The 22,840-nt window shown below is 37.9% G+C and carries 16 protein-coding genes; 7 read left to right on the top strand and 9 right to left on the bottom strand.

The window, feature by feature from the left end; genetic code table 11:
- Positions 1-34: 34 nt before the first annotated feature.
- Positions 35-535, bottom strand: coding sequence for an acyl-CoA thioesterase (locus H6G44_RS12325; RefSeq protein WP_190387154.1), 501 nt, complete (start codon positions 533-535; stop codon positions 35-37).
- Between the two features lie 335 nt (positions 536-870).
- Between H6G44_RS12325 and H6G44_RS12330 the strand changes: the two genes are divergently transcribed.
- A complete protein-coding gene (locus tag H6G44_RS12330; protein WP_190387155.1) occupies positions 871-2,343 on the top strand; it encodes a leucyl aminopeptidase in 1,473 nt (490 codons plus the stop codon).
- Between the two features lie 39 nt (positions 2,344-2,382).
- On the opposite strand, the gene H6G44_RS12335 is transcribed toward H6G44_RS12330, so the two are convergent.
- The 3 genes from H6G44_RS12335 to H6G44_RS12345 form a co-directional block, all read right to left on the bottom strand.
- Complete coding sequence (locus H6G44_RS12335; RefSeq protein ID WP_190387156.1) at positions 2,383-3,129, bottom strand: creatininase family protein; 747 nt, start codon at positions 3,127-3,129, stop codon at positions 2,383-2,385.
- 228 nt (positions 3,130-3,357) lie between these two features.
- Positions 3,358-3,576: a DUF2839 domain-containing protein gene (locus tag H6G44_RS12340; RefSeq protein ID WP_190387157.1), complete on the bottom strand. Its 219-nt coding sequence runs from the start codon at positions 3,574-3,576 to the stop codon at positions 3,358-3,360.
- Between the two features lie 80 nt (positions 3,577-3,656).
- Entirely contained in the window at positions 3,657-5,216 is a 1,560-nt protein-coding gene (locus tag H6G44_RS12345; RefSeq protein ID WP_190387158.1) for a helicase C-terminal domain-containing protein, read from the bottom strand.
- Between the two features lie 125 nt (positions 5,217-5,341).
- On the opposite strand from H6G44_RS12345, the gene H6G44_RS12350 reads away from it, so the two are divergent.
- From H6G44_RS12350 to H6G44_RS12365, 4 genes are all read left to right on the top strand, one after another.
- The gene (locus tag H6G44_RS12350) at positions 5,342-6,295 is read left to right on the top strand and encodes a M48 family metallopeptidase (protein WP_190387159.1); all 954 of its coding nucleotides are present in this window, start codon (positions 5,342-5,344) and stop codon (positions 6,293-6,295) included.
- A 226-nt stretch (positions 6,296-6,521) separates the two neighbouring features.
- Positions 6,522-7,658 (top strand): pentapeptide repeat-containing protein, encoded by a 1,137-nt coding sequence (locus H6G44_RS12355; RefSeq protein ID WP_190387160.1) that lies wholly within the window; start codon positions 6,522-6,524, stop codon positions 7,656-7,658.
- A 144-nt stretch (positions 7,659-7,802) separates the two neighbouring features.
- Positions 7,803-8,567, top strand: a complete 765-nt coding sequence (locus H6G44_RS12360; protein WP_190387161.1) for a Uma2 family endonuclease — start codon at positions 7,803-7,805, stop codon at positions 8,565-8,567.
- Between the two features lie 173 nt (positions 8,568-8,740).
- Positions 8,741-9,274, top strand: a complete 534-nt coding sequence (locus tag H6G44_RS12365) for an REP-associated tyrosine transposase (RefSeq protein WP_190387162.1) — start codon at positions 8,741-8,743, stop codon at positions 9,272-9,274.
- Between the two features lie 156 nt (positions 9,275-9,430).
- Here H6G44_RS12365 and H6G44_RS12370 read toward each other — a convergent pair whose 3' ends face one another.
- The gene (locus H6G44_RS12370; RefSeq protein ID WP_190387163.1) at positions 9,431-12,559 is read right to left on the bottom strand and encodes an efflux RND transporter permease subunit; all 3,129 of its coding nucleotides are present in this window, start codon (positions 12,557-12,559) and stop codon (positions 9,431-9,433) included.
- A 39-nt stretch (positions 12,560-12,598) separates the two neighbouring features.
- Positions 12,599-13,921, bottom strand: a complete 1,323-nt coding sequence (locus H6G44_RS12375; RefSeq protein WP_190387164.1) for an efflux RND transporter periplasmic adaptor subunit — start codon at positions 13,919-13,921, stop codon at positions 12,599-12,601.
- A gap of 435 nt (positions 13,922-14,356) precedes the next feature.
- On the opposite strand from H6G44_RS12375, the gene H6G44_RS12380 reads away from it, so the two are divergent.
- On the top strand, positions 14,357-14,761 hold the full coding sequence (locus H6G44_RS12380; RefSeq protein WP_190387165.1) for a hypothetical protein: 405 nt from the start codon (positions 14,357-14,359) through the stop codon (positions 14,759-14,761).
- A gap of 26 nt (positions 14,762-14,787) precedes the next feature.
- Here H6G44_RS12380 and H6G44_RS12385 read toward each other — a convergent pair whose 3' ends face one another.
- From H6G44_RS12385 to H6G44_RS12395, 3 genes are all read right to left on the bottom strand, one after another.
- Complete coding sequence (locus H6G44_RS12385) at positions 14,788-15,483, bottom strand: C40 family peptidase (RefSeq protein ID WP_190387166.1); 696 nt, start codon at positions 15,481-15,483, stop codon at positions 14,788-14,790.
- A 347-nt stretch (positions 15,484-15,830) separates the two neighbouring features.
- Positions 15,831-20,030 (bottom strand): nSTAND1 domain-containing NTPase, encoded by a 4,200-nt coding sequence (locus H6G44_RS20320; protein WP_190388059.1) that lies wholly within the window; start codon positions 20,028-20,030, stop codon positions 15,831-15,833.
- A 189-nt stretch (positions 20,031-20,219) separates the two neighbouring features.
- Positions 20,220-21,509 carry a P-loop NTPase fold protein gene (locus H6G44_RS12395; protein WP_190388060.1) on the bottom strand — a complete coding sequence of 430 codons (1,290 nt, stop codon included), beginning with the start codon at positions 21,507-21,509 and terminating at the stop codon, positions 20,220-20,222.
- A gap of 163 nt (positions 21,510-21,672) precedes the next feature.
- Here H6G44_RS12395 and H6G44_RS12400 point away from each other — a divergent pair, with 163 nt between their 5' ends.
- Positions 21,673-22,611: a serine hydrolase gene (locus tag H6G44_RS12400; protein ID WP_190388061.1), complete on the top strand. Its 939-nt coding sequence runs from the start codon at positions 21,673-21,675 to the stop codon at positions 22,609-22,611.
- Positions 22,612-22,840 lie beyond the last annotated feature (229 nt).

A 22,840-nucleotide genomic window follows, 5' to 3' on the forward strand; every position in this document is an offset into this window, starting at 1 on the left:
TCCCTTTCCAGTCGTGGAGGGGGTTAATTAGCAATTACCCAGGCTTCCGAACTCCGGTGATCTTCGCTAAAGCATCTTGAAACGCAGGTGGTAACTGACGCATAATTTTACCCTTTTCCCGATCTAAAGCTACTAAAGTGGCCTGAGCAGTAATATATAAATCCTGAGCATCAGGAGAAACAATGGTATAATCCCAGTTGATTCGCACTCCTGTTACTTCAGCCATTCGTGTTCTTACTATAACTGGCATACCTAATTTTACAGACCGATGATAACGGATTGATAACTCCACAACAGGCAAATCACAGCCTAAAGCCACCAAATCGGCAAATTCAATGCCGATAGACCGCAAACATTCTACCCGTGCTTCCTCCATCCAAGTTAAATAAGTACCGTGCCAGACAATACCACCATAGTCCGTGTGATGAGGTTGGGCCCTAACTGGATATTCAAACCAATTTTCAAATGCAACATTAGTTACACTTTCAATTGCGCTAGTTGGTGGTAGTTGGGGTTGATTGATTTCTTTAGGCATAGTTAATAATTTTGTGAGCAACAGACTACTGGAAAATAGATAAAATTTTGTAAATTGGACATTTATCAACTACTCCTGATTTTACAAGAATATCGGGTAAGCGTAAAGCGAGCGTGTCTTTAGACCTCAGATATAAGCGAATCCTGCGGTTTTAACCGCATAGAGTTTTCTTCTTGTAAATATTTATTGATTAAGGTGCGCGAAGTTTTATCGCCTTCGCGCGGCTTCAGCCCTGAGAGTGTCAACAGATTGTTAATATGTTGCATCAAATCCCCATTATCCCAAAAATTTGAGCAATACTGGTAAATGATGGCAGATAAACAGAATTTACAAAAATGACGATTCAAGCTACAAATACAGCATTATTAGATTGGACTGGTGATACCTTAGCTGTGGGACTATTTGAAGGTGCAGTTGAGTTAACTGGTGATCTGGCCAGCTTAAATCATAAATATGCGGGAATTTGCCAAGAAATAATTGCCGAAGAAGAATTTACAGGTAAGGCCAATAGCACTATTGTGATTCGTTTAGGTGCTACTAATTCCGTGCGGAAGGTGATTTTCGTGGGTTTAGGGAAACCGGACGCGCTGAAATTAGAAACTTTACGGCGGGCTGTGGCTAGTGTAGCGCGAACTGCAAAAAAGCAAAAAACCAAAACTCTGGGAATTAGTTTACCAGTATGGAACAATGATCCAGCCGCCACAGCCCAAGCATTGACCGAAGGTATAGAATTGGCACTTTATCAAGATATTCGCTTTAAATCTGAGCCAGAAGATAAAAATCCCAATATCGAAACCATTGATTTAATTGGTTTAGCCGGACAAGAAGCGGCTATTACCCGCGCTGATCAAATTGTTTCCGGTGTAATTTTAGCTAGGCAGTTAGTCGCAGCCCCAGCTAATGCGGTTACATCTATTACTATGGCAGAAACTGCTCAAGCGATCGCACACGAACACGGGTTACAACTGGAAATTTTAGAGCAGGAAGACTGCGAAAAACTAGGCATGGGGGCATTTTTAGGAGTTGCCCAAGCTTCTGATTTACCACCTAAATTCATTCACCTCATCTATAAACCAGCCACTACAGCTAAACGCAAATTAGCAATTATCGGTAAAGGCGTAACTTTTGATTCCGGTGGTTTAAACATTAAAGGTGCTGGTAGTGGTATCGAAACCATGAAAATGGATATGGGTGGTGCGGCGGCCACATTAGGCGCGGCCAAAGCCATTGGACAGTTAAAACCAGATGTGGAAGTTCATTTTATCTCCGCCGTCACTGAAAACATGATTAGCGGTAAGGCTATGCACCCTGGAGACATCTTAACTGCATCCAATGGCAAAACAATCGAAGTTAACAATACCGATGCTGAAGGGCGGTTAACCTTGGCTGATGCCTTGGTCTATGCTGATAAATTGGGTGTAGATGCAATTGTTGATTTAGCCACCCTGACAGGGGCTTGCGTGGTAGCTTTGGGTGAGGATATCGCTGGGTTATTTACCCCAGATGATGCCGTAGCTTCCCAATTACAAACTGCCGCTGACAGTACCGGTGAGAAAATTTGGCGAATGCCAATGGAAGATAAATATTTTGATGGGCTAAAATCGGGTATTGCTGACATGAAAAATACTGGACCCCGTTATGGCGGTTCAATTACTGCGGCTTTATTTCTAAAGCAGTTTGTTAAAGATACTCCTTGGGCTCATTTGGATATTGCTGGACCTGTTTGGGCTGATAAGGAAAATGGCTACAACGGTGCAGGGGCAACTGGTTTTGGTGTACGGACACTGGTTAGCTGGATTTTGAGTTAATTTTACCTCTACCGGGCGGGATTTCCCCGCCTCTAGGGTTTATTCCTCTTTCATAAACTCCCGATACCCTTGACTCAATTCTTCCACAGCTAAATCATAAAACTGCTTTCCATGTTCGGTCGTTGCTAAATCTGGATTTGAACCCATACGGCCATCTGGATAACGTAACCGAAAATCAACGGAACTATAAATTTTATGTCCACTGGCAACTTCTGGGGAAAGAGGAGCTTTTTTAATTGCTTCTGGGTAAATATATTGGGTAACAGCTACTTCACTAGGGGTCGCATGAGAACCTTCTTGATCACTATATAATTCTTTGGCAAGTTTGTACACAGAACTAGTCATAAACCAACTAGCGACTTGACACTGCACCTTTGCAGAATTGGGAATTTGTAAATCTTCTAAATGGGCATAAGTTTCCGAAAAAGCTGCTTTGAGAGTTGCAATATTTCCCCCATGTCCATTAATAAAATAGAATTTGGTAAAACCAGCTTTTACTAAACAAGTTAAATAATCTTTAACTACTAAAATTAAAGTGCTAGGACGTAAACTAATTGTTCCCGGAAAAGCTGTATGATGTAATGCCATTCCTACATTAATTGTTGGTCCTACCATTGCTTGAGTTATTTCACCAACACCTTTTGATATAGATTCTGCACAAATTGCGTCAGTACCAATTAATCCTGTTGGTCCATGTTGTTCTGTTGAACCAATTGGTAAAATAATTCCTGGAGATTTTTGTAAATAAGTTTCAACTTCTGGCCAAGTGCTTAAATGTAAGAGCATTTTCTATTAAAAATTAAGAAGTTTACATTATGATAATATCTAGATCCCCAACTTCTCTGATACAGCACTTCCCGGTGTTAGAAGGTACATATATGGCGGTCAAGATGCCCGCACCACAAGAGTTTCATGATTCAATTTTGTACCGCATCTTCAGCGGAAAACGCTGTAAATTGATAATATGATTATAGAATAAAAAAGAAGTCGGGGATCTTTTTGTATAGTTACCAATTATCCAACAATTTCCCACCAACCAAAGGCAGGACCGATAAAACGAATTATTACCCAAGCAGCAACCATTGTCCCAATACCTATCCAAGCACCACGAGTGGTGATAGCTACAAATTGTGTAGCTTGGGTTTTGTTAATGGGAATCCACGGTAATATTCTCTTGGTATCTTGTCCGTATTCTTCTCCTAGCGAGTTTTTACGGCGTTTTGCTTCACCCATAATTTGATGATTTAGTTTCCTTGGAGTTCAGTTTAAATTTTAATAGAAATTAGTCCCCAGTCGGTGATCATTGACATTAATTAGCTAGAATCATCTTCATTATTTGCCGCAAATAAACTAGGATCAAGATAGTTCAACCGCGCTAGGGGACTCAGTGCTGAGAGGATTTGAACACCGTAACTGCGGTTAACCACTCTACTATCTAATAAAGCTACAATACCCTGATTTTCGCGCACAGGTGCGATCGCTCTTTGCAATTCATTCATGGCTGTAGGTAATAAGTATAGTCTAAACCAGTCTTGATGCGATCGCTTATAATGAGCTACTCTACCCGCTACTAAAGGATTCTCTAAAGATGGTAAGGGTAAAGTGGCAATAATTAACAATCTCGGTGACGGTAAAACACCCTGATTTTCCCGCCAAAATTCCCAACCAGTAATTAAAATCCCATTTTCGTCTAAACAAGTTTTTTCTACCTGTACCCGTGAACCAAATTCTGAGGCTAAAATTGTCGCTACTTTGGATTTTAGCGGTACATCTCCGATTAATATTACCGTCATTCCTGTTGCCGTCGCACTTAAACATACCAATGTGCGAACTTGATGAATTAAAGCTCCTTGAAATTCCGGCGTATTTGGTAAAGGTAATTTATAAGGTACATAAAGTTGAATTGCTTCTCCTTGACTATCAGAAGCAAATTTTAAGCAAGTAACATCTTCTAAACCCAAGCGTTGACGGAAAAGAGGTGCTTCTGTTTCCGGTTCTAAGGAACTGCCAATTAATACTACAGGTTGACGTTGCCAAATCGGTTCGAGGATTTTACCTAATTCAATGGGAGCATAATGTAAAGAAAATAACCCCTGACGACGGGCAATAGTTGACCAAAATAGGGGGACATAAGATGAGAAATTTAAAGAAGAATCTTCTAAATATAGCAATTTTTGGCAAAAATTTCGCCAATTATCTGGAAGATGATTTTTATCTAAATCCAAATATAAACGTTGTAAAATTTCGATTTCCGGTTGAGAAATTAAATAACAGTGATAGGGATTTTCTGGATGCTGAAATAATTGATGGGTTAATTGTACCCTAGCTTCCCGAATTAATTCCACTTCATGGGGATAAGCCAGCATTAACTCGTCCCAATCATGGGGTTCAATACTTTGGGTAAGTTGAGAGCGTACCCAGTCCTCTAAATCGTCAACACCATCAATAATAGTCGGAATATGCTTAGGAAAGGCATTGTTATCAGCCAATTGTCCTTTTAACCAAGCCGCAGGGGAAGTCAATAGCAAACCCTGAAAATCAGGACTTGGCCAATTATCACCTATTCTAATCGGTTTATTCGCTGGTAGCCATTGCTTTAATCGAGGAATTTCTACCTTTAATAACCGTTGCTGTACAGTTTCCGAAGCGACAATAATTACAGAACCATGCCATATTAAAGCAGAAGCGATAAAACTCGTGCGATATCTCCCTTGATGTCCACAAACTGACCCCACCTGAATTAAAGCACTACGTCCCATACGCAAGGCGCGTGCTACTAATCTGGCCATTGTTAAATGATGAGGCCAGGACGGGAAACCTACCTGCGACCTCAGGAAGTTATGTAATGATAAATGAACTTCTGCTTCAATCACGGGCTTTTAATTCCATCCAAAGTTGTTTTTCATTCTCAGTAGTCAGTTATTGGTTGTCTCCTATTTCATTTTTACCACTAACCACTAACTACTGCCTATTTACCATTTACCTATCCTCCTAAATTATGCCAAGTTACCCAGGAATTTCCAGCGCTGCTTTCAGACATCCATTAGATATTCAAGCAGAGCAAGCTTTACGCAGTTTACCGGGCTTTGATTTAATCGCTCGTAAATTTGTGGAATTTGTCTATGAACGCCCTCAATTAGTCTATTTAATGGGTAATTCTATTCAGGTCGGTCCGCGTCAATATTCGACTATTTACCAGATTTTTCGGGAATGTGTCCGAGATTTGGATATCAGCGGTGAACCAGGATTATTTATTTCCCAAGATGCTCAGGTCAATAGTTATGCTCTGGGACAGGAAAACCCTTACATTGTTGTTAACACTGGGTTACTGGATTTACTCAATGAGTCTGAACTGCGGACGGTTTTGGCTCATGAACTCGGCCATATTAAATGTGGTCATAGTATTTTAATTCAAATGGCAATCTGGGCAATGAGCGCCGTTTCTGTCATTGGTGAATTAACTTTTGGTTTAGGTAATTTTGTCAGTCAAGCTTTGATTTATGCGTTTTTTGAATGGCGACGCAAAGCTGAGTTATCTGCTGATAGAGCGGCTTTATTGGTCATGGATGATTTAAATTCTGTGATGTCATCTATGATGAAACTCTCTGGAGGTAGTAATAAGTATGCTCATGAATGTAGTTTAACTGAGTTCATTGAGCAGTCGGAAAAATATCAAGCTTTGGATGATGATGGGCTAAATCAAGTGTATAAATTTTTATTATACAATGGTGGGCAAGGAATGATGTTAAGTCATCCTTTCCCTGTGGAACGGTTGCATTATTTACGCAAATGGGCTGTATCAGAGGAATATCAAGAAATTAAAAGGGGTAATTATCAGCGTTCTCCTGTTGGTTCGGTTGATGTGACACCAGCAAAATCTGATAATGAGGTGGAAAAGTTACGAAGGGAAATTGAAAGGTTACAGGAGGAAATTAACAAGGTGAAAAAATAAATGATAAAACCCCTGATTTCTTGTAGAGGTCAGGGTCTAAATTAATGAAGCGGGTTCTAATTGCTGAGAATGAATAAATTTTAATTTTTCTGCGGTTATTTAAGGTTATTTTAACAATAAAATTTTTTCTTGTTCTAGTGTATTTGCTTTTTGGTGTGCTAAAATGTCTGTATCTTGCATTGCTTACTTGATAAAGCCATTTTACACAGGGAGTAGAAATTGTATTATGTTCACAGATGATAAAAACGATTTTATTAAAAATTGGGCGATCCGTGGAACTATATTTTCGTCTTTGATAGCTGTTGCTGTTGCAATTTATTCTATATCAATGATTTTAACTACTGACAAAGAAGATTTATTAAGAAACAAATATGAATATATTGTTGAAAGTCTTAAAGTATTAGGTTTATTCATTAGTGGAGGGGCAGTAATTGTTAATGTTTACTTTGCAGGTAGACGTGCAGACGCTATGGAAGAGACTGCAAAGGCTACAAATAGAAATGCAGACGCGGCAAATAAAAATGCAGAGGCTGCAAATAGAAATGCAGAGGCTGCAAATAAAAATGCAGAGACTGCAAATCAAAAACAAATTACAGAAAGATTTTCTAAAGCTATTGAACAGCTTGGGAGTGATAAACCGGAAGTTATATTAGGTGGAATTTATACTTTAGAACGAATTGCGAGAGATTCTGCACCAGACCAATGGACAATTATGGAAGTTCTGACAGCTTTTGTCCGTCAGAATGCACCTATTATAAAAGAAAATGAGTCACAATCTCCAGAAGATCAAGAAAAATTCCTAAAACTTAGAATTTCTATTCGAGCGTGTTTAACTGTGATTGCAGAACGTAAATACCCAGATTTAGAAAATAAATATATTGATTTAGCTAGAGTTAATATTAGTGGATTCAATCTCGTAGGATTCAAACTCAAAGGATTCAACTTCACAAGAGCCAACCTCACAGGAGCCGACCTCACAGGAGCCGACCTCACAGGAGCCGACCTCACAGGAGCCGACCTCACAAGAGCCAGCCTCTACAAAGCCGACCTCACAGGAGCCGACCTCACAGAAGCCAACCTCTTCGGAGCCGACCTCACAAGAGCCAACCTCACAGGAGCCGACCTCACAGAAGCCAACCTCAGAGGAGCCGACCTCCCAAGAGCCTACCTCACAGGAGCCAACCTCACAGGAGCCGACCTCACAGGAGCCGACCTCACAGGAGCCAACCTCACAGGAGCCGACCTCACAGGAGCCTACCGCTTGGAACAGGACTGGATAACAAAAGTTTTGCTCACAGAAGCCGACTTGGAAGGAGCGATACTCACAGGCGCTACAATGCCAGACGGGTCAATTCATGATTAGGAAGATTTGATTCTTGTAAATTTTCAATAAACAAGACTTTCTCACCCACAAAACCGAATATTCAAAACAGTCGCTACCATTTTCTAAACCGAATCATATTACTACATAATAGAAATAGAAATTCTATCTTTAGGATTGTTAAGAATGTATCAAACAAATCCGCCACTTTCCCCTAAAGAAACATTACCGACAATGTATGATCTTCCTAGCGAAGACCCGGAGGAACCTGGTTTGCCAGATCAATTTCATTTATTCCAACCACAATTATTAGCAGAAACATTCCGTCCCCCTGACTATCCTAGCGACCAAATATTTACAGGAAGTGATCTGAATCTTTATTATGATTTGCGTCATCCTTCATGGTATAAACGTCCAGATTGGTTTGCAGTATTAGGTGTTCCCTCTCTTTATGACAAAAGAGATTTACGGTTAAGTTATGTAGTTTGGCAAGAAGCAGTTAATCCTCATATTATAGTTGAATTACTCTCACCAGGAACAGAAAAAGAAGACTTAGGGCAAACATTAAGAGATGTCGAAAAACCGCCTGGTAAATGGGAAGTTTACGAACAAATTTTAAGAGTACCCTATTACGCCATCTTTGATCGTTATAAATCTGAATTTAGAATGTTTCAGTTAACAGGCGCTCGTTATGCTGAAGTAAAATTATCAGATTTTCGGTTTTGGATTCCCGAAATAGAATTAGGTTTAGGAGTGTGGACAGGAAGTTATAAAACTGTCGAAATGTCTTGGTTACGTTGGTATGATAAACATGGTAATTGGATATTAACCAGCACAGAAGAGGAAAGAAAAAAAGCTGAACAAGAAAGACAAAAGTTAGAACAAGAAAGGCAAAAAACCGAAAGATTAATTGCCCAACTGCGTGCGCTTGGTGTTGAACCAGATTTATAATAAACAAAATCTCACATTTTCTCGTTTTTCTCGTTCCCAGTCTCCGACTGGGAATGCCATTAGAGGCTCTGCCTCCTAATATTCTATCATTATTCTCGTTCCCAGACTCCGACTGGAAATGCCATTAGAGGCAGAGCCTCAAACTCCATACCACTATCAATCAAAGAAATACAATGGGACGCAGCCGCTATCATGTATTAGGAACTCAACCGCACTTCCTCACCTGCACATTAGTAAATTGGATGCTATTATTTGGTAACATGGAAATTGTCCAAATTATCATAGATTCCCTCAACTTTCTCCAATGTCAGCAGCGTTTGAAATTTTACGGTTACGTAATCATGGAAAATCATCTGCATCTTATTGCTGCTGCTGCCAACTTATCTAAAGAAATAGGCAATTTTAAATCATTTACTGCTCGTTCTATTATTGATTTACTTGAGAAAAATAACGCTAACTATATACTTAACCAACTAGAATTTCATAAATTAAAACATAAAATAAAACAAGATTATCAACTTTGGCAAGAAGGTTTTCATCCCCAAGCAATTGCTAATGAAGAAATGTTTATCCAAAAATTAGAATATATTCATAACAATCCGGTGCGTCGTGGTTATGTTGATGATCCGGCTCATTGGCGTTATTCTAGTTATCGGAATTATATGGAATTACCAAGTTTATTAGAGGTGGAATTGATTGATTTGTGAGGCAGAGCCTCTTGATAGCATTCCTAGCCGGAGACTAGGAACGAGGGACGAGGGATATTGAGGCAGAGCCTCTTGATAGCATTCCTAGCCGGAGACTAGGAACGAGGGACGAGGGATATTGAGGCAGAGCCTCTTTATAGCATTCCTAGCCGGAGACTAGGAACGAGGGAAAACTGGTTGTAAACGTTGACGAATTTTGCCAATTATAATATAAAGAATTGGCACAATAAATAAGCTTAGAAAGGTTGCCACGAACATTCCTCCAAATACCGCAGTACCCAAAGATTGACGACTTGCAGCACCTGCACCTGTAGCAGTTACTAGGGGGAAAATTCCCAGTAAAGTCGAAAATGCAGTCATTAAAATTGGACGTAAACGACCTTTTGATGCTTCTACTGCTGCTTTGGTAATTGATAAACCTTGATTTTCTTGCAGTTGGTTAGCAAATTCTACAATTAAAATTGCGTTTTTACTGGCTAAACCTATTAACATGACTAACCCAACTTGACAAAATACATCATTATTTAAACCTCTTAATGATAGTGATGCTAAAGCTCCCATAATGGCTAAGGGAACTGATAACATAATGATTAAAGGGTCAACATAATTTTCATATTGAGCAGCTAATACTAAAAAGACGAAAATTAATCCTAAAACAAAAATAATTGGCGCTTGTCCTCCTGATTCTTTTTCCTGAGCAACAATACCTGACCATTCATATCCCATACTAGTAGGTAATATTTTCTTTGCCAATTGTTCCATGGTCAAAGTTGCTTGTCCAGAACTAAAACCAGGAGCAGGAGAACCATTAATTTCAATAGAACGAAATAAGTTATAATGATTAATAGTTTGCGCTCCTGTTGTTGGAGTTAATTTTACTAAACTACTCAAGGGAATCATTTGATTAGTTGCAGAACGCACATTTAATAAGCCAATATCATTAGGATTAGAACGAAACTGAGCATCTGCTTGAATATATACCCGATATGTGCGAGAAAGGAAATTAAAATCATTGACATATCGTGAACCTAAATAAGTTTGGAGGGTTTTGAAAATATCGTCAATGGAAACTTGTAGAGATTTCGCTTTATTGCGGTCTACTTCAATTAAAATTTGTGGTGTATTCGCGGTAAATGTGCTAAATACAGCTTGTAGTCCTGGAGTCTTATTACCCTGCATCATAAACTGACCAACGGTTTGCAGCATAGAATTTAAGCTGTTAGTGCCGGCTATATCTTGTAACTGAAATTGGAAACCGCTAAAACTACCTAAACCGCGAATTGCAGGAGGGTTAACTGGGAAAACTCTCGCTTCGGTAATTCCTGACAAGGTTTTTCTTAAATTACCAATAATTGCTTGTACAGATTGATTTGGTTTTTTCCGTTCATTCCAGGATTTAAGAGTTGTAAAAATTACTCCACTATTGGCGGTACTACCACTAAAACCAAAACCACCAATCGCAAAAGTACCTGTAACTTCAGGTAATTTGAGGATTTCTGTTTCTACCTGACTCATGACTTTACTGGTATATTTAAGTGAAGAACCCTCTGGACCTTGAATAATGGTAATGAAATAACCTTGGTCTTCGTCCGGTAGAAATGCTGTGGGTACAGTCGTGTACAGCCAAGCTGTGACACCCAATAAACCAATAAATACTAGAACAACTATCGCTTTAACTTTTGTTAAAAGTATTAAGGAGCTTTCATAGCCCTGACCCATAGCTTCTAAAAACCAGTTAATGCCACCGAAAACCCAGCCGAAAATGCCTCTAGCTGCGGGTCTTTGCCGTAATAACAAGGCTGAAAGAGAGGGAGTGAGGGTGAGAGCCAAAAATGTTGAAATGGCGATAGAAAAGGCAATTGTCAGGGCAAATTGTTTGTAAATTTGTCCAGTCGCACCTGGGAAAAAGGCTACAGGGACAAACACCGCCATTAATACCAGAGAAGTAGCAATTACAGCCCCAAATAGCTCTTGCATGGAGACTGAAGCAGCTTGACGGGGTGACATTCCTTTGTCTTGAATTAAGCGGGAAATATTTTCGACAACAATAATCGCATCATCAACTACCATCCCCGTCGCTAGGGTTAAACCAAACATGGTTAAGGTATTCACAGAAAAACCAAAGGCTTTGACAAAGGCAAAAGTCCCTACTAAAGATAGAGGAATAGTAATAACGGGTATTAATGTAGTTCGCCAGTCTTGTAAGAAGATAAAGATAACGAGGACTACCAGTATAATGGCTTCTAAAAGGGTTTTTACTACTTCTGCTAAGGATTCTTCTACAATTGTAGTGGTGTCAAAAGCTACTTGATATTTCATTCCTGGGGGAAAACTTTGGGAAAGTCGTCCCATTTCCTTTTTGACTAAATTGGCCACGTTTAAGACATTACTTCCTGGTGTCGGAAATATCCCAATTCCTACACCCTCATTCCCCTTAAAACGGAGAAATGAGTTATAGTTTTGAGCGCCAAGTTCTGCTCTTCCCACGTCTTTTAATTTAATTAAACTACCGTCAGCCGCAGTTTTAACCACTAAATTATCAAATTCTTCCACTTCCGTAAGTCTACTAACTGCCCTTAAATCAATTTGATACATTTGACCATCTACGGCTGGCTGTTGTCCAATTTGTCCCGCACCTACCTGTAGATTTTGTTCATTAAGGGCATTAATAATATCATTAGTGGTTAGATTCCGACTAGCGAGTTTATTCGGGTCAAGCCATAGACGCATCGCATAGCGGCGTTCACCAAAAATTCGCGCCTCACTTACCCCTTTAATCCGTTTAAGGGCATCCGCTATATATAAATCTGCATAATTACTTAAAAAGACATTATTTAAGGCTTTATTATTACTGTATAAACCTATCGCTAACAGAATGTTATTAGACTGTTTACTCACAGTTACTCCTGTTTGCTTGACAGATTCTGGTAACTGGGGTTCAGCGGAAGTAACGCGGTTTTGCACGTCTACGGCGGCAATATCTTTGTCACGGGAAGCATCAAATGTTACAGTAATTGTACTACTGCCATCATTACTACTGCTGGAAGTCATGTATTTAATGCCTTCAACACCGTTAATTTGCCGTTCTAAGATGGTTGTTACAGTATTTTCGACAATTTCCGCACTAGCGCCAATATAATTAGAACTGACGATAATCTGCGTAGGACTAATTTCTGGATACTGAGCGGTGGGTAAGCTGGGAATACTAATTGCACCGACGAGTAAAATAATAATAGCGCAGACACTAGTAAATACAGGTCGCTTAATAAAAAAGTCAACAAACATAATTAATTTGTCTTTTGGATTTTGTATTTTTTCAAATTCTTATCTTTTCTCTATTTCGTTATTTTCAGGAATGATTGGTAGTCCGTCTCTGAGATTTTGCACTCCTGAAATAATCAATTTTTCATCTTTTTGTAGTCCAGAAATTACCTGATAATTATTACCTTGAATATTTCCTAATTTCACCTGTTTTTGTTTAGCTATTAATTGGGAAACACCTTGAGGAGATTTTTCTGTTTGGGCTACAAATACAAAGGTTTCTCCAGCTATTCGAGATATTGCTGTCGTAGGAATTATAACACCAGAACGTTTACTCCAAATTACTTTTGCCCGAATCATTTGATCTGCTCGCAATTGTCCTTGAGAATTATCATAAAGTGCTTTTACTAATATTGATTGAGAATTATTAGTAATATTAGGAGAAATAAAGAATATACTACTATTACCTATAATTTGACCTTGGGCATTAATTAATTCTACTGGTAGTCCTTGACGCAATTGTATACCTTTTTCCAAAGGAACAGGAATTTTCACTTCTAAAGGTCGGTTTTGGGTAATAGTAGCTAATGGTGTGGAAGTATTGGCAAAATCACCCACTTTTACGGGAATATCGCCAACAATTCCCGCAAAAGGAGCAGTAATTTTGTAATATTGAAGTTGAACTTGTTGTTGTCTAATATTAGCATCAGCTTGCAGTAAGGATTTTTCTACCTGGGATATGGTAGCCATTTGGGCTTGAATGCGAGCCTCTATAGCCCCTAATCGGGCTTTTGCTGTCGCCAGCTTGTTAGCATATAAATCTTTAGTTTGACGAGATACAGCCCCTTGTGCGGCTAATTCAGAATAGCGATTATAGTCTTGTTGATTTAAACGTACATCTGCAACATTAGCTAACCGTTCTGCTTGTAAAGATTTTAGAGTGGCGCGAGCGTTTTCTAGTTGTGCTTGTGAACCTTGACCAGCAGCAGATAAACTACTAACTGCGGCTTGTTGTTGTCGAGAATCTATTTGTACAATCGCAGCACCAGAGGAAACTAAATCTCCTGACTTGACGAATATTTGCGAAACTTGACCTTGAATTCTGGGTTGAAGACTGACTGAACGTCGAGATTCTAGACTGGCTAAATATTCTGTGCTATCTTCAATTGTACCTGTTTGCACTGGTGATAGTTTAACTTTGACCCCCGGAGGTGGAGCATTAGTTACTGCTGGACCAGGTTTTTCAGGAGTTAGTAATTTCCATACTATCCCAGTTCCACCCCCAATCAATAATAGTGCAGCTAGTAGTAATCGCGGCCACCGACTTGATTTAGGGGGAGACGGGTGAATTTCTTTAATATCAGGGTGATGTTCGGGTAATGTCATAATTGATAACAATTTGAAGGATTGATGAAAACTCTATAGGACTCCTATTTGAGTTATGAACTAGTTTTTTTTAACGAACCACTCCAGGCGCAGAGGACACAGAGGTAGGAAAATAAGAGATATCTGGATATGTATAATATTGATTTTGAAATTCCTCTGACAATTTCAGGGAAAGATAATTGATGATCAATTTCTGGAATTAGTTATACAAAATACATTGTCTACTTTAGCTCACCTGGAATATGGAAACAACCTGATTGTGCTATCACTATTTGGAATTAAGGATTTTTGCGGTTATGTATTAGTAGATTTATTCTATAAATAAAGTATGGATCATATTTGTAGATTTCTCAAGCAACCGGGTCTAGAAAAATGATTCCAGCTACTATTCCCCCTGACAAAATTTGACTTAACCTGTTATTAACATCAAAATCCATGATTAATAAATTAACACAACAGTTATTGACTTTGGGACTTATTTGTGCTATCGCTTTTTTTTCCTGGGAAGTTCCTTTCGTTTATGCTAGTCATTTGTTTACCAACTCTGGAGAAATTGGCGATAATATTAAATTATCCGAATATGATTTTACCCCCCAAGAAAATCAAGCTCTACAAGCTATTCGTCAGCGTCGAAATAAGGAAGTTGCAGCAATTTTAGATTCATCTCAACGTGAGTTACTTGCTCATAAATTACACAAGGGTAATAATCTTGATCAAGCTTTAGAAACAATAAATTTAAGTTCAGAACAACGAGAATTAATAAATTCTATCAATGTATTCACTAATTTAAAACTGAAAGGTATTTTTTCTCGTCATGTTTTACTTGATAGTCATAAGTAGGGAAGAGGGAATGGTACTTAGATAAGTTAGGAGTTACCAATATAACTGTTAACAACCCTACCAGCGCCGCGTAATTGTTGATAATAGGCTAGACTAACCTTATCTCCTTGTTCCGAAAGTTGGTCAATACCGATACCATTCCGTCCTTGGTCTTTTCCTGAACTGTGAATGTAATAACCATCACCTAAATATAAACCTACGTGAGTGGCCTTGTGAGGAGTACCAAAAAAGATCAAATCTCCCAGTTGTAGTTCAGTAATATCAACGGGTTGGGTAAAAGCCTCCTGTTGATAAGCGTCTCTGGGTAGCCAAATACAGACAGATTTAAAAGCTGCTTGCATTAAACCAGAACAATCATAATTAGGTGCAACTGTACCGCCCCAAAGGTAATAATTATTTTGTGCTTTTGCTGCGTGGGTAAAAGCGATAACAGCGGGTATGTGTTGTTGAATTGCTGCGGACGAGATAAATTGGGGTTGATATACGGTTTCTGCGGGTTGAAGAAACTGTAAATCTTCAAGTGATAACCATCCGGGATAATCATCTTCACATAAACATACTGTAACTGCGGTATTTTGATGATTTGATGTTATTTTTAAATGTCGTCCTGTAGCAGCTTGGGTGGTTAAACTGACGCATTCGGGAGAATTATAGAGATTGAGGTCGCGTAAACATTGATATTCTGTTGTAGGAGAATGGGGAATTAATAAGTTTAAAGACATGAGTAATATGTAATATTTTCTAAATCAGAATTTACAGGATTTAAAGATGTAGATAATGGTAATTTTATCACCTTTCTGTTAGAGGGTGTTTAGAAAGTTATGATTGATGTATCAAATATTTTTAACCCCACCCTAACCCTCCCCTTGTTAAGAAGAGGGAACTGGATTTTCCGGTTTCCCCCATTTCCAAGGGGGGACTAAGGGGGGTAATTTCAAAGTAACTGGATTTTCCGGTTTCCCCCATTTCCAAGGGGGGACTAAGGGGGGTAATTTAATTACCTTTCCTATCATTGTAAAAATTATTTCCTGTTAATCCTTTAATCCTGGATATCCTGATTCAGACAACTTCAAATATCATCACATAATCGGCGCTCTTTGTCACTCAACTTAACCTCCCGATTGTGTAAATAATCCCTTAACCAAGCACAACCATCTTTAAGTACCCGGTCTAAATTCCGCACAGGCCACAACCGCGCTGTTTTGTCCCAAGAACCAGTAGCAATGGTTTTACCGTCGGGACTGAAACTTACACTATAGACAGCACCCTGATGTCCTTTAAATTCCTGTCGCAAATTCCCCTGTAAATCCCACAACCGCGCTGTATTGTCATATGAAGCAGTAGCAATGGTTTTACCGTCGGGACTGAAACTTACACTTGTGACAGAATCCTGATGTCCTTTAAATTCCTGTAGCAAATTCCCCTGTAAATCCCACAACCGCGCTGTATTGTCTAATGAACCAGTAGCAATGGTTTTACCGTCGGGACTGAAACTTACACCCCAGACAGCACCCTGATGTCCTTTAAATTCCTGTAGCAATTTTCCCTGTAAATCCCACAACCGCGCTGTTTTGTCATCAGAACCAGTAGCAATGGTTTTACCGTCGGGACTGAAACTTACACTTCTGACCCAATCCTGATGTCCTTTAAATTCCTGTAGCAATTTTCCCTGTAAATCCCACAACCGCGCTGTATTGTCCCTAGAACCAGTAGCAATGGTTTTACCGTCGGGACTGAAACTTACACTATAGACCCAATCCTGATGTCCTTTAAATTCCTGTAGCAAATTCCCCTGTAAATCCCACAACCGCGCTGTATTGTCCCTAGAACCAGTAGCAATGGTTTTACCGTCGGGACTGAAACTTACACTTGTGACAACACTTTGATGTCCTTTAAATTCCTGTCGCAAATTCCCCTGTAAATCCCACAACCGCGCTGTATTGTCCTCAGAAGCAGTAGCAATGGTTTTACCGTCGGGACTGAAACTTACACTTGTGACAGAATCCTGATGTCCTTTAAATTCCTGTCGCAAATTCCCCTGTAAATCCCACAACCGCGCTGTATTGTCCCAAGAAGCAGTAGCAATGGTTTTACCGTCGGGACTGAAACTTACACTATTGACAGCACTTTGATGTCCTTTAAATTCCTGTAGCAAATTCCCCTGTAAATCCCACAACCGCGCTGTTTTGTCATATGAAGCAGTAGCAATGGTTTTACCGTCGGGACTGAAACTTACACTATAGACATAATCCTTATGTCCCTGAAACTCGTTACGGACTTTGATATTATCCAGGATATTATTTAGGGCATAAATAGGACTAATGGTGGGATATTTGTCTAGGGGACTGTTTTTAACTAATGTTTTTAAATTTTTACCATTCTGGATAGCAACGACTAAAGATGGTAATTCTTCCACTTGAAATTGTCTTAAAACATTGACTACACCTTGTTCTAGTTTTGTTACTTGTTTAGAAATATCAGCTTCTCTAAGTTGATTGAAGGAATAGACAGAGGATATACCTGCAATTACTATAAAACCCGCAGCTAACCTAGAACTTAATTTTAATCTTTTTTCTCCTTCTTTAATTCGTGCTTCAGCTTTAATTCTGGCTGTTTCTATTATTTGGTTAGCTTCCTTTTCCTGTTTTAATTCTGCTTGAGCTTGAGCTAATTTTGCTAATAATTCATTTCCCTGCTGTTGACGAATAAACTCAACTAAATAATCATGAACTAACTGATATCTATCTGCTGGAGATTCTGGTAATAGTAAGACCAAACCGGACGCAACGAAGATATTTAAAATCAAAACTAAATCCAGATTTTCACTTTCTGGTAATTGTACTACTAATTCATCTTTAGTTTTTAAAGGTCTGGTATTATTTTCATCTGTGAGTAAATATAATAGCAGTCGCGCTACTTGTTCATGTTCTGAACCACAGTCTTTAATAACATCTTCTAAAAACTTTTCTACTACCTTTTCCTTATTCCCAAATTCTCGATATTTTGCTAAGGTTGTAATTTGTTCAGTTTGTAATTGTGTTCCCACAATTTGTAATTCTATTGGTCTCACTTCCCCCATATCTCCCGCTAATTCTTTGACCAATTCCGTAATTAATTCTGCTTGTAAATAAAACCGAGTTTTTTCCGTGAGAGTTTGAATTACTGTTGTAGCGTCTGGGGGAGAAAAGTTACCCAAATAATAGCGAATATCTTTATCAAGAATATTATTATTAGTGACAGTCAAATCAACTAAACGGTCTAATTCTAATAAATAATGTAAATAATCTTCCCGCAAAGAAAGGACAATTTTCACGAAAGGAATATCTAAACAGATTCGGAAGAAGTCATAAAATGGTTTTCTCTGGATTTTATCAGTATAAACAAAGAAAAATTCCTCAAATTGGTCAAATATCAAAACCGTTAATAAATATTTATCAGCATTTTTTCGCAATTTTTGAATAATTGTATCTGTAGAATGTGGAGATAATTGATCATTTGTTGATTTTAAAGTTTCTGTTTTTAAACTCTCTCCTAAAAGTTCTATCCAATTTGTATAAACTCGTAAATATATAGGTACAGCGTCCCGTTCTCCAATGGGTTCTTGTTGAAGAGCGGGAATTAAACCACCTTGTAAAATCGAACTTTTACCAACTCCAGACTGACCATGAATTACAGTTAATTTATGTTGAGTTCCCGCAATTCTAGTCCGCAACCGTTTAACGTCTTGTTCTCTTCCTGAAGCAGAAATTTCTCTAGCAATTGTAGCAGTATTTTCCAAGTTTTCGACTTCCCTCTGTTCTCCAGGTAAGGGAGTATTGATAATTTGACGTTGGGGGTTTAGATAAGAAGCACCAACAAAAGCCCGAAAACCATATTGTTGTTCAATTTGTAATTTTTCTTGTTTGAGATTAAATGCTTTTAAATATTGTTTTTCTTGGAAATATAGAAAACTTAATTTTTCTAAAATCGCAATATAAAGTTTAGGATTATATTGATGATAACTTTGATTTTTAGCAGTTTCTAAGGTTTGAATAGCTGCGTATATTTCCCCTAAACCCACTTGAGAACGGGATATAAATAAACGATATTGGCTATATTCTTGGGTGGGTAAATTGGGAATTTTAGTTAAAATATCTATTGCTTGTTGTGCGTACTGATTTGCTTTTAGATAGTCTTTATTTTCTAAAGCTACTTCTGCGAGAAAACCATAATTTTGACTTAACCAAATTTGTGAAAGTACAGACTTTCCACGGAACGTTTCTACATTTTCAGATAAATTCAAAGATTTTTGAGCTAGATTTTCTAAATCATTCCACGCTTTTAAATGTCGGAATATTTCTCCTAAATCATTGATATATTGAATTACTAGATCTAATCTTCGCGCTTTTTCAAAAATCTCTAAAGCTTGCTGTAAATAATTTCTAGAATTTTGCCAATTTTCTAAATCTTCATCATTATTAATTTCGGCTTTGCGAGTATAAACTAAAGATATTTTTACCAAAATTATCCCATAACGTTCTAACCCTCCTCTTAGCAAGGGGAGGGTGCGCGACAGCGCGGGTGGGGTATTATTATAATTTTGCCAAAATTCTCCACTTTTTTGATAATAATTTAAAGCATGATCTAGATAATCTTGTTGATATTCCCGTAAACCAAAAGCTAAATCTAAACCAGCTTGTATTTCTGGGTTTATTACTGCTCCTCTATTTTGTAAATCCTGACTCGCAAATTCTATTTCTTGATAAACTTGAGGACTGGGAATATGATCATTAATAAATATTTCTGCTGTTCTTTCTCGAATTAGATTAATTAAATCCTCCGTATCATTTTCAAAATCCAGAATACTCCCCCAACTTTCTAAATCTGGTGCGACGCGGATAATTTTTTTAAGAATTTGATTATCTATCCAAATCAAAATCGGAAAAGGGAAATTTTTTCTAAACTCCTCTCGAATTTGATTAGACAAACTCAAAATCACATCAATGTTTTTCACGGAGTCCAAACCAGAAATCATTAAAGCTTGTGGTTGTTCATTTCCCAATTCTTGAGATATTTGATTATACAAACTTTTTGTAGACGCTGTTAAAGTTATTTCTCGAATAGGAATAGAGGAAACTTGATGAATTTGTGTTGATATTTGCTGACGTAATTTCGCATAATTACAACGTAGAAAAATCAACGATAATTGACCTTGAGAAAAATTAATTGCTCTCAATATCGTTCGCAAAGAATTTTCATTATTATCGGGAGAGATTTCTGGATTATTCATGACATTATTTCCTCATTTCAGTATTTTCTTGTTTCCCTCCTTTATAAGGGGGGATTAAGGGGGGTATTGTTTCCCTCCTTTATAAGGGGGGATTAAGGGGGGTATTGTTTCCCTCCTTTATAAGGGGGGATTAAGGGGGGTAAAACTATGGGATACCACTTTTAAAACATCCTCTTAAATCAAACATTTCTACGTTTCTATTAAAATTGGATTAATATCAAACCAAGATCCATCTTCGTCTCGATATTCAAATACAAACATACTGCGAAGTAGGATATCATATTTTTCATTTCCTCGATAGTTTTTTGTCTTTTGTACTTCCTGTAATAACTCCCATTCGTCAGGTGTAATTGCTAAATTTAACTCATTACAACGTTTTTTGATCACTGTTTCCAGACATTTTCGAGAAATTGGTGTATCTTCCATTTGTAAACAACGAAATAATAACATTAACAAGTTACGCAAATGACCACCGCTAACTTTACAAAGTCGTTCTAATGTCTCAGGACTATCAAATATTTTTGTAATTAAATTTTGACTTTCCTCTCCACTGACTCCGGGAAAAGCTCTTTTCATAATCATTTCTTTTAATAGTGTAATTCCTGCGGGATAATCTACACCATTCCTTTTTTTAACTGCTACCATTGGTAAAACTTTAGGATCTCCTCCAAAGCGATTTGTTAACCTACCTAAAGCATTAGAAAATATCAAAACTAGAGGAATTGTATAAACAACATGACATTTTAATTTATTTAATTGTTCACCCCTGTCTACAAATAGATATTCTGGTTGATATTGACCATTTGGTTTAACAGCATTATCTACCCTATCTAGGTTATCAATAATTACAACTAAACCTGATTTACCACGTTTTTTCAGTCTTTCTCTTGCAGGAATAAGTAATTCTTGATTAATTGATTCTAAAATTCCATTGGTGCGAGGTTCTAAATATTGTCGCAGTTGACTCCGCAATTTAGGACTATCCTTTGTTTTAGCAGTAATTTTGCCAATACCTACAGATAATTCCGCTTCAAAACCAATATCTAAGGGTGTTTGTAAAAGTTCCGCTATTTCTGTAAATAGATTTTGAAAGTATCCGGGTTTGAGTTTAATTTCTGCTGCTTCTAAACTTTGACTAACTTCACGAGCAATTGCTAGTAAAATATCTGTAATATCAATATCAGCTAAATCTAAACTTTGGCTAGACTCAAAATAAACTACATGAAATTCCAATTCTTCCAATTCTGCTTTTAATCGCAGTAATTCCGTAGATTTACCACAACCAATATGTCCTGTAAATAATTGACAAGTGGGAATTTCAGGAGAAAGTAAAGCAATAGTTCTTCTAAATTCCCTAATAATTTCTGCACCCCGTACCTCGGAAAAATCAATATAATATTGTCTATCTTCAGCTTTACTTTGATCAAGAGTTTTGTTAGGGTTACAAGCTTGATAAAATCTTGTTAAATCAAATGTCATGGTAAATTACCCGAAAATCACCCATTTATCATAGATATCTCAGTATTATACATGAAATCATAGAATTAAGCAAGATGTTAAGATGCCCATTATTGTCGGTAATTGTCCTAAATGATAAGATTAATGAACTATCAATAGTAAAAATATCATCAGGAATTTACAAATGGTTTTTTTTAATCAAGACCAACAACTAGAAAATATCGCTAATCAAATTTTAGAAGCAACTTGGACACAATTCTCAACCTTAGCAATCAATCAAATTGCACTTACTTGGGTTGTCTATGATCATCCCGCACCAGTTAATACAGGTGGTGCACTGACTCCCAATGCTTTTTGGGAACACCCAGTACGGGGTTTTAGCTATCGAGGCGCGGAACGGATTTATCCTGCTAGTGTGGTAAAATTATTTTATTTGGTAGTGGTGCAAGAATGGTTAGAAAAGGCCATGATTCAACCATCCAAAGAATTAGACCGCGCTTTAACTGATATGATCGTTGACTCTAGTAACGATGCTACCAGTTTAATTGTTGATATTCTTAGTGGGACTACTTCCGGTCCCCAATTAACCCCCGGTCCCTTTGAAACCTGGAAATATCAGCGCAATATTATCAATCGGTATTATCAGTCCTTGGGGTGGGAAGAAATGCAAGCGATTAATCTCTGTCAAAAAACCTGGGGTGATGGTCCCTATGGTCGAGAAAGAGCTTTTTATGGAGAGATGTTTGAAAATCGCAATATGCTGACCACCGATGCCACTGCGAGATTATTACATAGTATCATCGGAGGGGTAGCGGTGTCCAGTGGGCGATCGCAATCTATGATGAATTTACTTAAACGCAGTCTTCAGCTAGAAGAGTTACCCCAAAATAGCGACGAGAACCAAGTTACAGGCTTCTTAGGCGGTGGATTACCGCAAAATAGTCAAATTTGGTCAAAAGCAGGTTGGACAAGTACAGTCCGTCACGATGCGGCTTATATTGAATTACCTGATCAACGTCCTTATCTGTTGGTGGTGTTTACGGAAGGGAAAGAGCAAGCTACAAATCGGGAAATTTTGCCTTTTGTGTCTGGGAAAATTGCGGAGGCGGTTAGCAATTTGTAACACTGATGATGGGGGATTTATACCTCCCATCATAGTACCATATATTTTAACTTTGTTAACCAATTGCCCCAATATTTACCCAAAGTCCATAGGAATTTATTCTCCCTCTTCACTAATGACTTGTTTTCTATCTACAGGAATTAATCGTAAATCTACTTATAATAATGCCAACTTAAAACACAAATATAAAAAATAATTTTTTTAGATAATTCTAGCTCTTTTCTCGAAA

Source organism: Aphanizomenon flos-aquae FACHB-1287, assembly GCF_014698755.1.
GTDB lineage: Bacteria > Cyanobacteriota > Cyanobacteriia > Cyanobacteriales > Nostocaceae > Dolichospermum > Dolichospermum flosaquae.